Origin of the sequence: endosymbiont of Lamellibrachia barhami (assembly GCF_011947365.2) — a bacterium.
Taxonomy (GTDB): domain Bacteria; phylum Pseudomonadota; class Gammaproteobacteria; order Chromatiales; family Chromatiaceae; genus QGON01.
Genome location: NZ_JAAVSH020000001.1, coordinates 1,810,974 through 1,823,692, shown reverse-complemented (window position 1 = coordinate 1,823,692; position 12,719 = coordinate 1,810,974). Strand labels below are relative to the sequence as shown.

12 protein-coding genes are annotated in these 12,719 nt (G+C 56.1%); 8 read left to right on the top strand and 4 right to left on the bottom strand.

What is annotated here, in order from left to right; translation table 11 throughout:
- Positions 1-510 precede the first annotated feature (510 nt).
- The gene (locus tag G9Q73_RS08165) at positions 511-2,250 is read left to right on the top strand and encodes a putative Ig domain-containing protein (RefSeq protein WP_177419344.1); all 1,740 of its coding nucleotides are present in this window, start codon (positions 511-513) and stop codon (positions 2,248-2,250) included.
- Between the two features lie 104 nt (positions 2,251-2,354).
- Here the strand turns inward: G9Q73_RS08165 and asd are convergent, their stop codons facing one another.
- Genes asd through G9Q73_RS08150 form a run of 3 tightly spaced genes read right to left on the bottom strand, consistent with a single transcriptional unit; the run spans position 2,355 to position 5,014 of the window.
- Entirely contained in the window at positions 2,355-3,269 is a 915-nt protein-coding gene (asd, locus tag G9Q73_RS08160; protein WP_218649939.1) for an archaetidylserine decarboxylase, read from the bottom strand.
- A complete protein-coding gene (locus tag G9Q73_RS08155; RefSeq protein ID WP_177419343.1) occupies positions 3,266-3,856 on the bottom strand; it encodes an SCO family protein in 591 nt (196 codons plus the stop codon). The genes asd and G9Q73_RS08155 overlap by 4 nt, the downstream gene beginning before the upstream one ends.
- 15 nt (positions 3,857-3,871) lie before the next feature.
- Entirely contained in the window at positions 3,872-5,014 is a 1,143-nt protein-coding gene (locus G9Q73_RS08150) for a pyridoxal-phosphate-dependent aminotransferase family protein (RefSeq protein ID WP_177421348.1), read from the bottom strand.
- Positions 5,015-5,269: 255 nt separating this feature from the next.
- Here G9Q73_RS08150 and G9Q73_RS08145 point away from each other — a divergent pair, with 255 nt between their 5' ends.
- From G9Q73_RS08145 to G9Q73_RS08115, 7 genes are all read left to right on the top strand, one after another.
- A complete protein-coding gene (locus G9Q73_RS08145; RefSeq protein ID WP_177419342.1) occupies positions 5,270-5,704 on the top strand; it encodes an Hsp20/alpha crystallin family protein in 435 nt (144 codons plus the stop codon).
- Between the two features lie 167 nt (positions 5,705-5,871).
- Positions 5,872-7,437 (top strand): CHAD domain-containing protein, encoded by a 1,566-nt coding sequence (locus G9Q73_RS08140; RefSeq protein ID WP_177419341.1) that lies wholly within the window; start codon positions 5,872-5,874, stop codon positions 7,435-7,437.
- Positions 7,434-8,189, top strand: a complete 756-nt coding sequence (locus G9Q73_RS08135; protein WP_177419340.1) for a ParA family protein — start codon at positions 7,434-7,436, stop codon at positions 8,187-8,189. Before G9Q73_RS08140 ends, G9Q73_RS08135 begins: the two co-directional genes overlap by 4 nt.
- A 156-nt stretch (positions 8,190-8,345) precedes the next feature.
- The gene (locus G9Q73_RS08130; protein WP_177419339.1) at positions 8,346-9,284 is read left to right on the top strand and encodes an ABC transporter ATP-binding protein; all 939 of its coding nucleotides are present in this window, start codon (positions 8,346-8,348) and stop codon (positions 9,282-9,284) included.
- A complete protein-coding gene (locus G9Q73_RS08125) occupies positions 9,281-10,057 on the top strand; it encodes an ABC transporter permease (RefSeq protein WP_177419338.1) in 777 nt (258 codons plus the stop codon). Before G9Q73_RS08130 ends, G9Q73_RS08125 begins: the two co-directional genes overlap by 4 nt.
- Positions 10,058-10,300: 243 nt before the next feature.
- Complete coding sequence (locus tag G9Q73_RS08120) at positions 10,301-10,468, top strand: NAD(P)-binding domain-containing protein (protein WP_177419337.1); 168 nt, start codon at positions 10,301-10,303, stop codon at positions 10,466-10,468.
- A gap of 8 nt (positions 10,469-10,476) precedes the next feature.
- Positions 10,477-11,547: an alkene reductase gene (locus tag G9Q73_RS08115; protein ID WP_177419336.1), complete on the top strand. Its 1,071-nt coding sequence runs from the start codon at positions 10,477-10,479 to the stop codon at positions 11,545-11,547.
- 37 nt (positions 11,548-11,584) lie between these two features.
- On the opposite strand, the gene G9Q73_RS08110 is transcribed toward G9Q73_RS08115, so the two are convergent.
- Entirely contained in the window at positions 11,585-12,181 is a 597-nt protein-coding gene (locus G9Q73_RS08110; protein ID WP_246345129.1) for a YceH family protein, read from the bottom strand.
- Between the last annotated feature and the right edge of the window lie 538 nt (positions 12,182-12,719).

Here is a 12,719-nt window from a genome sequence, read left to right as displayed (position 1 = left end):
TTGGTGGCAAATACCGTTCAGTTACGTATTGCTGGGCAAACCACGGCAGCACCAGCGCCAAAACCGGCCTGTTCTTTTCAGGAGGCAACCATATAAGATTTATAACAACACCATCGAGGACTCTTCACAGGATAAACATACCCCTGAGATCAAGTCGGATCACAACTGGTGGAGGCAATACCTTCGTGCGCGCAAACCATACGCTGGGTGATCAAGTGCGGCAACTTCCAGCGTGATCCGCAGCGAAACCATTCGATAACGAGATCAGAAGATCGGCGAGATCTATGACTGCGATAACGTGGGCTTTCTTCGACGCCACCAAGTACAACCCTAGTGGAAACCGTACGCCAAAACCAGCTCGTATTACAGCACCTCCGGCAGCAGCGGTATCCAATATGCGGGCCAAAACGGCATCATTCGCCAGAATGTCTTCCTGTCTGAACAATTCCGGGCTCGGCATGCAGAACTATAGCCGGAAGCCCGTTTCAACACCATAACCAGGTCTACATAATGTCTTCCACAAAAACCTCTGCGGCGGCATGCCACGATGGACTCTTCGGTGGGGGCTTTGAGGACAACCTCTTCGCCAACAACATCCTCAACAGGAACACGGACTGCGAAAGGCCAGATGCGCCCTACCAGCACGTCTACCGCAACGACATGTCGGGTTATCAATTCGATAGCAATAACTTCTTCTCCGGCAACCTGGGAGATAATGTGATCGGACACTGGGGCAGCATCGGCATCTCACTGGTCGATGCGCAGAACACTAAACCGGCTTTCTACGTCAACAACCTGGAGCAGGATCCGCAATTCGTGGATGAGGTCAACCACGTCTTTACCCTCCAATCCACGAGCCCGATGATCGATGCCGGACGGTTCCTCACCACCACCGTGGGTAGCGGCAGCGGCGCCACCCTGGTGGTCGATGATGCCGGTTACTTCTACGACGGTTTCGGCATCGACGGTGAGGCCGGGGATGAGATCCAGCTACAGGGCAGTAATGAGACTGCCATTATCGTCGGGATCAACTACGCCAGCCACACCATCACCCTCGACCGTACACTGAGCTGGAACGCAGGCCAGGGCGTGGCCCTGAAATACAATGGCGCAGCACCGGATATGGGGGCGTTTGAGCATGTCAGCACTACTACAGATCCACAGCTACCGAATCATGCGCCGACAATTACCGGTCAACCCGTATTGATTGTGGCGGAAAATACCCCCTACCATTTTGCCCCCGCAGCTGATGATGCTGATGGCGATAAACTGATCTTCAGTGTTCGTAATCTGCCTGCTTGGGCAAGTTTTGATTCCGCAACTGGCGTTATCTCCGGCACTCCCGGTTTCGATGGCGCAGGCAGCTATTCGGATATCAGTCTATCGGTAACAGATGGAAAGGCGAGTGCTGCACTCTCCCCCTTCACTTTGGTAGTCACTAATGTCAACAGAGCGCCTGTGATTGGCGGTGAACCTGCTGCTGAGGTCTCCGCAGGCAAAGCGTATAGTTTTATCCCTAATGCCTCTGATGCTGACGGTGACAGTATGACCTTTGCCGTCAGTGGAAAACCCACATGGTTGAACTTCGACAGCGCAACCGGCACCTTGAGCGGCACACCTGCCGAGTCTGATATCGGTGAATATATGGATGTTGCCATCTCGGTGAGCGATGGAACGGTAACGAGCCAGCTGACGCCTTTTTCCATTCTGGTCACAGGACTCAACCATCAGCCGGTAGCTGTCGATGATCTGGCCGCAGTCGTTGCGGGTGAATCTGTCATGGTCGCTGTGTTGGCCAATGATACCGGTCTGCAGGATGGGCCGATCAGTTTGCACATCCTGCAATCCCCGACCAAAGGGGAGTTGAGCCTCACAGCAGGTAATGAGGTCATCTATCTGGCAGCTGCCGGTTATTCAGGCAGGTACAGCTTTGTCTACGAGGTAACCGATCTCGATGGTGACAGTGCCACCGCCACTGTCAGTGTGGACGTCACCTGTATCACTTCATGTGAGGCACCCAGCAATCGGGTGCAGATTACCTGGACACCCAGTGAGGGTGGGAGTGTTCAATCATATCGCGTCTATTACGGCCAGGAACCAGGTAACTACGAGCAGTGGGAGGTGGCGGACAGTATGATATCCCACGTTGTTACGCTACCCAGTGACGGAGTCTGGTATCTGGCGGTAACCGCAATCGATAACGAGGGCGTTGAATCGGCTTACTCAGAGGAGATAATGGTTCGGTTCTAAAATGGCGGGCTTGCCTGTAGGAGCCGCGCCCTGCGGCGAAAAGGTGTCGGTGTTTCACCGCAATGCCGATTCGCCGCGGGGCGCGGCTCCTACAGGAACACAGCCTATTTCAATGCTGCCTGCGCCTGACCTATCTGCTCACCCATCTTCAGCGGCATCTCCGGCGTCAGCTCATCCATCCAGTCCATGGCATCCTGGCCGAACAGCAGGATTACAGTGGAACCCATATTGAAGCGTCCCATCTCCTCTCCCTTTTCAAGGGAGATATCTGCAGGCGCCGGCTGTTCTGCGTAGTGCCATTCGCGTACCTGTTTTGCAACAGGGGTCACTGTGCCCGACCAGACGGTATCCATGCTGGAGACAAAGATCGCGCCCACCAGGATGACGGCCATGGGTCCTGCCTCGGTTTCGAAGAGAGAGACAACCCGTTCGTTGCGGGCAAAGAGATTGGGCACCATACAGGCAGTGGTGTTGTTGACGCTGAACAGGCGTCCCGGCACATGGATCATCTTTTTCAGAGTGCCGGAAAACGGCATGTGCACGCGATGATAGTCTCTTGGTGAGAGGTAGATGGTGGCAAAACTGCCTTCCTCGAAACGGCGGCTCCACTCGATATCGCCACCCAGCAGTTCCAACAGGGAGTAGTCGTGCCCTTTGGCCTGGAACAGATAGCCGCTCTCGATATCCCCTGCCTGACTCAGTGTGCCGTCGGCGGGGGAGGTGATGGCGTCCTGTTCCGCAGCGACGGGTCTCGCATCCGGTCGCAGGACGCGGGTAAAGAAGTCGTTGAAGCTGCGATAGACCGCCGGGTCCGACTCCAGCGCCAGATCCATATCCACCCGATACCACTCAATGGCCTTGCGGATCAGCAGATCCTTGAAGGGTTTCCACTCCGAGCGGGTGATGCGGTACATGATTGCCGATAAAAGGTGGTGCGGCAGCAGGTATTGGAGACCTACAAAAAGTTTGTTGCCAATGGTTTCAGGGACGTCGCGCCGGGCGGCAGGAGAATTTTTCATGGATTTTGGTTGCTGATAATTGCCTTCAGATCAGCTGCGATGGTAGCCGCATCCTGCACGTCGGTAAACAGTGCATGAATCCGCGCCTCGGGGTCAATGAGGTAGAGCGTGAAGTTGTCGGTGATCTCAGACACACCGAAACGCAGGAAAGTTTCATCGACTTCACGCCCTGAACCGTGCAGTGCGATAAAGTTGGGACCGAGTCTGCCGGCGCCAGCCTTGATGTCGTCACTGCTCTCTCTGGGAACGTAGATGAAGTGGGTCTGACGTTGCAACTCCGATTCGATAGCCAGACGATTGTAGACCTGAACCATGCGATAGAAGGCGGGGGAGGCAGTGCCGGACTGTGGGTCCAGCACCAGCAGGTCCCAGCTCCCCTGCAGTTGTTCTTGCGAAAAGGGTTCGTCCGACTGATCGAAAAGCTGAAATTCCGGGGCCGGGGTTGGCGGGCGCATCACCACGCCGGAGATTGGGACTGCATCCCCGGTTTTATTGCGGTTGCCCAGATAGTAGCTGATGGCGAAAACGGAGATCGCCAACAGGAAGAAAACCGCACGGCGTTGCCTTGGACCGGGTCTGCCGATCATGTCTCTGCCGGCTCCTTAAGCTTGTAGCGCCTTCTGTACCGCAGCCAGGGCTACGCCGGTATTGATTGGTGCCCCCATGTCGCTCAGGATCGCCTCCAGGGCGCCAACGCAGAGCAGGACGTTCTCTGCCCGGGCGCTGTGGCCCATGAGTCCGACGCGCCAGACCTTTCCGGCCAGTGCGCCGAGACCGGCGCCGATTTCCAGGTTGTATTCGTTGAGCAGACGTCCGCGGACGTTTGCGTCGTCCACTCCCTCGGGAATGGATACGGCGTTGAGCTGGGGCAGACGGTGTGCCTCGTCGACGATGAAGGAGAGCCCCATCGCCTCCAGACCGGCCTTCAGTGCCAGATGCATCTTCCTGTGTCTGGCCCAGGCGTTCTCCAGTCCCTCTTCTTCAAGGATGCGCAGCGATTCATGCAGGCCGTAGAGCGCGTTCACCGGCGCGGTGTGGTGGTAGGCACGCTTCTGTCCGCTACCCCAATAACCCATTACCAGATTGAGGTCGAGGAACCAGCTCTGCACCTTGCTGGAACGGCTGCGCACCTTCCCCAGGGCACGTTCGCTGAAACTGATCGGTGAGAGACCAGGGGTGCAGGAGAGACATTTCTGAGTACCGGAGTAGATGCTGTCGATCTCCCATTCGTCCACCTTTACCGGGGTGCCGCCAAGGGAAGTCACCGCATCGACGATGGTCAGGCAGTCGTGGGCATGGGCCAGCGCCACCAGCTCTTTGGCATCGGACTGGGCGCCGGTGGAGGTCTCCGCATGTACGAAAGCGAGGATTTTGGCATCGGGGTTGGTTTCCAATGTCTCCTCGACCTTCTGCAGATCGACCGAGGTGCCCCAGTCGTCTTCCACCATTACCGGGGTACCGCCGCAACGTTCCACGTTTTCTTTCATGCGACCGCCGAAGACGCCGTTCTGGCAGACGATGACCTTGTCACCCGGCTCGACCAGATTGGCGAAGCAGGTCTCCATGCCGGCGGAACCGGGGGCGGAGACCGGCATGGTCAGTGCGTTTTCAGTCTGGAATGCGTACTGCAGCAGCGCCTTGGTCTGTTCCATCATGCCGACGAAGGCCGGATCCAGATGGCCGATGGTCGGACGGGAGAGGGCTTCCAGAATGCGTGGATGCACATCCGAGGGGCCGGGACCCATGAGGGTACGGATCGGGGGATTGAAGATAGGTGTGTTCATAGCGTCGCTGCCTGTAGGGGGCCGTGGAAATCGGCACCTGTGTTCGTTAAGTCGATGTTGGATGCGAGTATAAGTTGCGTATAGAGCCCGCTTCAAGGAACAACAACCGCTTTTTACTTCGGGATTATCGCGTTTTACATATCAGCACTTGAAAAAACAGGGTGTGTCCCAATCTCTTCAGACAACAGCAAAATTCAATTTCTGGAGAACGAAAAAATGAGCATTTTTCACAATGAGCCCTGGATCCAGCTACACGACTTTGGCCGCGAGATGGACAGTCTGATGCAGACGCGCAAACAGCAACAGGTTGCCGCAGCATCCGTCTGGACACCGGCGGTGGATATTCATGAGGCTGAAGATCACTATCGCTTGACGATGGATATCCCCGGTGTTGCCCCGGAAGAGATCGAGGTCTCCATGGAGGATGGCGTGCTGGAGATCTCCGGTGAACGTAAGATGGTGGATGCCGAGAACGAAAAGCGGGACTACAGTCACCGCGAACGGTTTCAAGGGGCATTTCGCCGCAGTTTCAAATTGCCCGAAATGGCCGACGATACAGAGATCAGCGCGGCAACCCATCACGGTGTACTGGAAGTGGTGATCAGGAAGAGAGCTGCACTGCAGCCACGCCGCATCCCTGTTACCCACTGATCCAAGTTTTATCCCCCTTAGATTAGGGGCGGCGCCACGCCGCTCCTACCGGCTGTCCGTCTGGAAACGATGCTGAAAAAACGCAGAGATGGATGCGTCAATTGAGATTGCCTGCCACATAGGGTGTCGGTTACTCTTCCAACCCTCTGTGTCTTGGAATCAAAGCAATGTTGCTGCAGCCGATCAAATACACTCTGCCTGACGACTTGGGACTGGACGGCGTCGAGTCTGCGCTGGCCCAATCCCACCGCTTCCTGAAAGCCCCCAAAAGTGATGATAGCCTGGTCTTTCTCGACAGTTTCGACTGGCGGGTTTGGCAGGCGGGTGCGGAACTGACCTTCGAAAAGTCTCCGGAGGGTGGCCGTCTCTGCTTGATTGAACACCGTAGCGGGGAGCAAGTGGCATGTGAGGCGCTGCAGCAGACCCCTGGATTCAGCGATTCCCTACCGGTCGGCGAGATGCGTGAGCGACTCTCCCCGATACTCGAAATGCGTACACTGTTACCACTGGTCAGGGTGGATCGTCATCTGCGAACCCTGCGGCTGCTCGACAGGGAGGAGAAGACGGTTGTTCGGATTGTGCTGGAAGAGAATCGTTACAGTTCCAAGGGTGGCAAACAGCAGGGTCCGTTGGAACCGACCCTCACCCTGCTGCCGCTTAAAGGCTACCCAAAACCGCTCCTGCGTATGCAGGCGGATCTGGAGAGTCTGGGGTTAGAGGTGGCGGCCCAGACGCTGTTCATCGGCGCGCTCGACGGAATTGGCCGGCGACCCGGGGACTACTCATCCAAGCTCAACTATCGACTCGACCCTGAGCAGCGTGCTGATGTTGCTGGTAGAAAGATACTGCTGGGCCTGTTGGATACCATGGAAGCGAACATTTCCGGTACCCGGGCAAATCTTGATTCGGAATTTCTCCACGATCTACGGGTCGCGGTGCGCCGCAGCCGTTCGTTGCTGGGGCAAGTCAAGAACATCTTTGCCGAAAGCGATATCGAACGTTTCAAACAGGGTTTGGGATGGATCGGCAAGATCACCGGACCGACCCGTGACCTGGATGTCTATCTGCTGAAATTCGCTGATCTTCAGGCGAGTCTGCCGGCAGTGGTGCAAGCCGATCTCGATCCCTTTCGCGACTTCCTGGTGAATCATCATCAGGGTGCGCAGCGTGCTCTGGTGCGCAAGATCAACTCGCCCCATTTCCGGAAATTGATGAAGGATTGGCGTAACTGGCTGGAGTCGCCACTGGCGGAGGCGCCGGTTGAGGTCAATGCCCTGAAGCCGTCGGCGAGGGTGGCGGATTTGCGTATTCGCAAGATCTATCATCGGGTGTTGAGAGAGGGGTTGGCGATTACTCCGGACTCCCCGGCGGACGCGCTTCACGAGCTGCGCAAATCGTGCAAGAAACTGCGCTATCTCATGGAGTTTTTTCAGAGTCTCTATCCCAAGCGCGATATTCGCAAGGTGATCAAGGCGATGAAGATCCTGCTGGATAATCTCGGCGACTTTCAGGATATGCAGGTGCAGGCGGAGAGCCTGGAGGATTTTGGTGAGCAGATGCTGAAAGAGGGAAGCGGCGCCCGACCGGTGATTGCGATGGGCATTCTGGTGGGTGATCTGCTGGCGAAGCAACAGCAGGCCCGGGCTGAGTTCGCGGCCCTGTTTACCGACTTTGCCGCGCAGGACAATCGCGACACATTCAGGAAACTCTTTGGTGGCAAGGGGGCTGCATGAAGATCATCGGCATCTACAACATCAAGGGTGGGGTGGGCAAGACCGCCACGGCGGTGAATCTTGCCTACTTGGCGGCGAAAGAGGGCTACCGCACCCTGATCTGGGATCTTGATCCCCAGGCTGCAGCGACCTTCTATTTTCGCGTCAAACCGAAGGTAAAGGGCGGCAGTAAACGCCTGGTGAAGGGCAAGGTCGATCTCGATTCGCTGGTCAAGGCCACCGACTTTACCAACCTTGACATTCTGCCGGCGGACTTCTCCTATCGGAATATGGATCTGAGGCTGGAGACTGCCAGCAAGCCTACCAAACAGCTGCTGAGACTGCTGCGTCCCCTCTCCCGTGCCTATGATTATGTTTTTCTCGACTGTCCGCCCAGTATCTCGCTGGTCTCGGAAAACATCTTTCGTGCCGCCGATGGCCTGATGTTGCCCCTGATTCCGACTATCCTCTCCCTGCGAACCTTTGACCAATTGCTCGATTTTCTTGATGGCCATCGTATAGACGGGCTGGAGTTGATGCCCTTCTTTTCCATGGTGGACCGGCGCAAGCGGATGCATCTCGATGTCATGAAGAACCTGCCTGCCACGCACAGCGAGGTCATGGAGACCCGTATCCCCTATGCCAGTGATGTGGAGCGGATGGGTATATTCCGCATGCCTGTGGCCGAGTATGCCCTGCGAGGAGTAGCAGCACAGGCCTACGAGGCGTTGTGGGCAGAGACGAAACAGCGACTCGATGGAATTCCGGATTAATCGCTATCCCCACAGCTTGCTGCGAAGCGGCGGGGGTGGGGTCAAACCGCTCAACTCAATCTTAATTACCTGCCGCGCTGTCCGGTTTGACTCTGCCCCCTGCAGGCCAATTATCTGTAGAATAGGCGGTCATCATCCATCTGTTGTAGTCCTGCCGTGAACGCCCTCTCCATTCGAAATCTGCACAAGAGATACGACAACGGCTTTGAGGCACTGAAAGGTATCGATCTCGATGTAAAAGAGGGGGACTTTTTTGCACTGCTGGGTCCCAATGGTGCAGGAAAGTCGACTGCCATCGGTATCATCGCCTCCCTGGTCAACAAATCATCCGGACAGGTGGCGGTATTTGGCCATGATACCGACAGGGAGCGTGAAGCAGCCAAGCAGTCCATCGGCCTGGTGCCTCAGGAGTTCAACTTCAATCAGTGGGAGCCGGTGGTGGAGATCCTGGTCAATCAGGCGGGGTACTACGGCATACCCCGAAGCGAGGCCTATCTGCGGGCGGAGAAGAGTCTGAAACGGCTCGATCTGTGGGATCGGCGCAGCGCACAGGCCCGCGCGCTCTCCGGTGGCATGAAACGCCGTCTGATGATTGCCCGTGCGTTGGTGCATAGGCCGCGGTTGTTGATCCTCGATGAACCCACTGCCGGGGTGGATATCGAGATCCGCCGTTCCATGTGGGCGTTCCTGCGTGAGATCAACACACAGGGCACCACCATCATTCTTACCACCCACTATCTCGAAGAGGCGGAGAGCCTCTGCCGCAACATCGCCATCATCAACCACGGCCGGATCGTGGAGCAGTCTTCGCTCTCGGGACTGCTGAGCCGTCTGCACACGGAGACCTTCGTACTCAATCTGCGTGAGGCACTCGCCCGTTTGCCTGAACTGGCCGAATATGTCCTGGTGCAGGTGGATGACGTAACGCTGGAGGTGGAACTCTCCCGCGGGCAAACCGTCAATGACCTCTTCGAAACGCTCTCCCGCAACGGTATCGAGGTTGTCAGCATGCGCAACAAGCAGAACCGTCTGGAACAGATGTTCATCAACATGGTGAACCGGGATCGCAGCCGCATAGCGGAGGGCAAAGCGTGACCCGCTGGAGCCGCTATATTGTCGCTTATCGCACCATTGTCATCAAAGAGGTGCTGCGTTTCAGCCGCATCTGGATCCAGACCATACTGCCGCCGGCGATCACCACCAGCCTCTACTTCGTTATCTTCGGTACGCTGATCGGTGATCGCATCGGAGAGATGGAGGGTTTCCGTTACATCGATTTTATCGTGCCGGGCTTGATCCTGATGTCGGTGATACAGAACTCCTATGCCAACGTGGTCTCCTCCTTCTACAGCGCAAAATTTCAACACTATGTGGATGAGATGCTGGTGGCGCCCGTGCCGAGTTGGGTGGTATTGGCAGGCTATGTCAGTGGAGGAGTGGCCAGGGGCGTTGCCGTCGGCAGCGTGGTGACACTGGTCTCACTGTTCTTTACCGATCTTGAGATACATAGTTACGCTGTCACGCTGCTGGTGTTCGTATTGACTTCGATCCTGTTTGCCCTGGCGGGTTTCATCAGCGCGGTCTATGCCAACACCTTTGACGATATCGCTATCGTGCCGACCTTTGTGTTGACACCTCTGACCTATCTTGGCGGCGTCTTCTACTCCATCCAGCTGTTGCCCCAATTCTGGCAGGATGTCTCCATGGCCAATCCGGTGCTCTATATGGTGAACGCCTTCCGCTTCGGTCTTATTGGCGTTTCGGATATCGATTTGGGTATTGCGATAGTGATCATTCTCTCGTTTATTTTGGCCCTGTCGGCCTATAGCCTGAACCTGCTGCACCGGGGTGTGGGTATCAAGAAGTAGGCTGGATCAAGCGCAGCGGATCAGGCAAAGTCTGCCACGAACAGGCAACCCACGCCGGATCCGCTACGCTTGATCCGGCCTGCGTTTGAGATATGGGTTTTCGTCGGAAGAAGAAAGCCAGAAACATATCAAACATCCTCTTATCCAAAATACGGGGTCGATAATGCCCTATCATTACTGTTATCAACGAAACCGGGGCAGTTAAACCCGCTCTCCTACCATTCGTGAATAGAGGGTGCTGACATGAAAATAGGTATTTTGGGAACGGGCGATGTCGGTCGCGTTTTGGGTGCCGGCTTTGCCGGTCGTGGTCATAAAGTCATGATTGGCACTCGCGATCCGGCGGCGCAAAAGGTTCAGGACTGGCTTGAGCAAACCGGCAACGATGCCTTCAAGCTGCTGAGAAAGTGAGGTGAATAATGGATAATATCGATCTTTTTACCCCGCTCACGCTGGGTGGCCTGACACTGCCGAATCGTATCGTGATGGCGCCCATGACCCGCAATCGGGCCGGTGAGGACAATGTGCCCACGGCATTGAATGCCAAGTACTATACTCAGCGGGCCGGTAGCGGGTTGATTATTACCGAGGCCAGTCAGATCTCACCCGAGGCCGTTGGCTATCCCGCAACACCGGGGATCCACAGCGATGAGCAAGTGGCGGGATGGCGACAGGTAACCGATGCTGTGCATGCCGAAGGCGGGCGTATCTTTATCCAGCTTTGGCATGTGGGGCGCATATCTCACTCCTCGATGTTGCCCGAAAACATTCAGCCGGTAGCGCCGTCGGCCATCCGGCCTGAAGGTGATGCTGTGACCTATGCGGGCATGCAGCCTTTTGAGACCCCCCGTGCCCTGACCATCGAAGAGATCCCCGGTTTGTGTGCAGACTATGCGGCAGCCGCACAAAGATCCAGGGACGCAGGCTTTGACGGAGTGGAAATCCATTCAGCGAATGGTTATTTGCTGGATGAGTTTTTACGCGATGGCACCAACACCCGAACTGATACCTATGGCGGCAGTATTGAAAACCGTATGCGCCTGTTGGATGAAGTGATTACAGCGGTGAGTACAGTTTGGCCTGGCAACCGTATCGGCGTGCGCCTGTCACCTGAAAACCAGTTCAATGACATTCGGGATTCACAGCCGCAAGCGACGTTTAATGCAGTTGCTGATATGTTGCGCGGGCATCAGCTTGCCTACCTGCATGTATTGGAAGGCGATATGTTGGGTGGAGATCGCCTTGTGGATTATCATGAGCTCAAGCGCCGCTTTGGCGGCCTCTACATGGCCAATAATGGCTATACTCAAGCCAGGGCCGAGCAGGCGTTGCAACCGGGTGATGTTGATTTGGTTGCCTTCGGCAAGCTGTTTATCGCCAATCCGGATCTGCCTGAGCGATTTGCTCAGGGTGCACGACTTAACGAGCCAGATCCCGAGACGTTTTACGGCGGCGATGAAAAAGGTTATACCGATTACCCGTTTCTGTAGGGGGCAACGGGTCAAGCTTTGAGGTGAGAGCGAAAGACTATTTCTCTTCCGATGATGGTCTCTGCAGCCCGGTCAACCGCCACAATGTGTCGATTTCTGCCCGCAACTGCCGGACTTCCTCCTCAAGGGCCGCCAGGCGATCAGCTTCTCCGGTTGTTTCCGTCGCAGCAGCCATAGACAGCTCCTCCTTCGGTTCATCACTCAGCAGCTGGACGTATCGATCTTCGCGCCGTCCCGGCCCCTTGGGAAGGGTCGCCACCAGTGAAGGATCTTGTGCCATCAGCAGTTCCAGCGCGTCTCTGACATCCTCCAGGCCGGAAAAATCCGCCAGGCGCGAACCATGGGTACGCAGCTCACCCAGAGTCTGGGGTCCGCGCAACAGCAGGACACAGAGCACTGCCTGTTCCTCCCGATCAAGTTCAAGATGCCTGCCAAGTTTCTGTTCATAGCGCTCCGCCCGGCCGGAGAAGCTCGAACGGATCAGTTCCCGGTCCCGTAGCAGGTTGACGGTGTGGCCAACCTCTCCCTGGGTCAGCTGCATCACCGGGTTGCGGCTGGTCTTCTGGTTGCAGGCCTGTACCAGTGCGTTGAGGGTGAGCGGATAATTGTCCGGCGTGGTCCGCTGTTTCTCCATCAACACGCCTAACATGGCTCAACCGGGGTGAACAGCGTTCGCTGTTAGTTTCTGTGTCAGGCTGGTCTGTCATATCAGTGTTACTGTTCGTAGGTTAGTAGAAAATGCGAAACCGGGTCAGAGAAAAATGGCACTGGAAAACTGTTTTACGCAGATCGGCCCAGACACGCACAATTTGGTAGTCGCGAATTCTGATCTGACAGTTAAATGGTTTCGTGTATAAATCACTAACGCGGGCGTAGTGTAACGGTAGCACGCGGGCCTGTATCGACATATTCTCCGGTTGCCCTGGCAGCGCGGGTCGAATCGTCAGTCCGCCCATCAATTACTATCTCCTTACTCAGGGGTCGGAGCGAGATGGAGGTTGCTGGGGAGCAGCATGAAGTGAAATTGAAGGATGCAGGTGGACAGCCAGCTGATCTGACTCGACCCTTCACCCAGCCACACCATAAGGTCAGGAAATCGCATGGCAACAACTCGTTGTAAGATCATCTCCCCTCTGCCTATATCACAATACGTAACTGAACGAAGCATACCA

Coding starts and splice junctions, on each gene's coding strand:
- G9Q73_RS08165 (WP_177419344.1), top strand. CDS start 511: ATGTCTTCCACAAAAACCTCTGCGGCGGCATGCCACGATGGACTCTTC.
- asd (WP_218649939.1), bottom strand. CDS start 3,269: ATGAAAAATTCTCCTGCCGCCCGGCGCGACGTCCCTGAAACCATTGGC.
- G9Q73_RS08155 (WP_177419343.1), bottom strand. CDS start 3,856: ATGATCGGCAGACCCGGTCCAAGGCAACGCCGTGCGGTTTTCTTCCTG.
- G9Q73_RS08150 (WP_177421348.1), bottom strand. CDS start 5,014: ATGGGTCCCGGCCCCTCGGATGTGCATCCACGCATTCTGGAAGCCCTC.
- G9Q73_RS08145 (WP_177419342.1), top strand. CDS start 5,270: ATGAGCATTTTTCACAATGAGCCCTGGATCCAGCTACACGACTTTGGC.
- G9Q73_RS08140 (WP_177419341.1), top strand. CDS start 5,872: ATGTTGCTGCAGCCGATCAAATACACTCTGCCTGACGACTTGGGACTG.
- G9Q73_RS08135 (WP_177419340.1), top strand. CDS start 7,434: ATGAAGATCATCGGCATCTACAACATCAAGGGTGGGGTGGGCAAGACC.
- G9Q73_RS08120 (WP_177419337.1), top strand. CDS start 10,301: ATGAAAATAGGTATTTTGGGAACGGGCGATGTCGGTCGCGTTTTGGGT.
- G9Q73_RS08115 (WP_177419336.1), top strand. CDS start 10,477: ATGGATAATATCGATCTTTTTACCCCGCTCACGCTGGGTGGCCTGACA.
- G9Q73_RS08110 (WP_246345129.1), bottom strand. CDS start 12,181: ATGGAGAAACAGCGGACCACGCCGGACAATTATCCGCTCACCCTCAAC.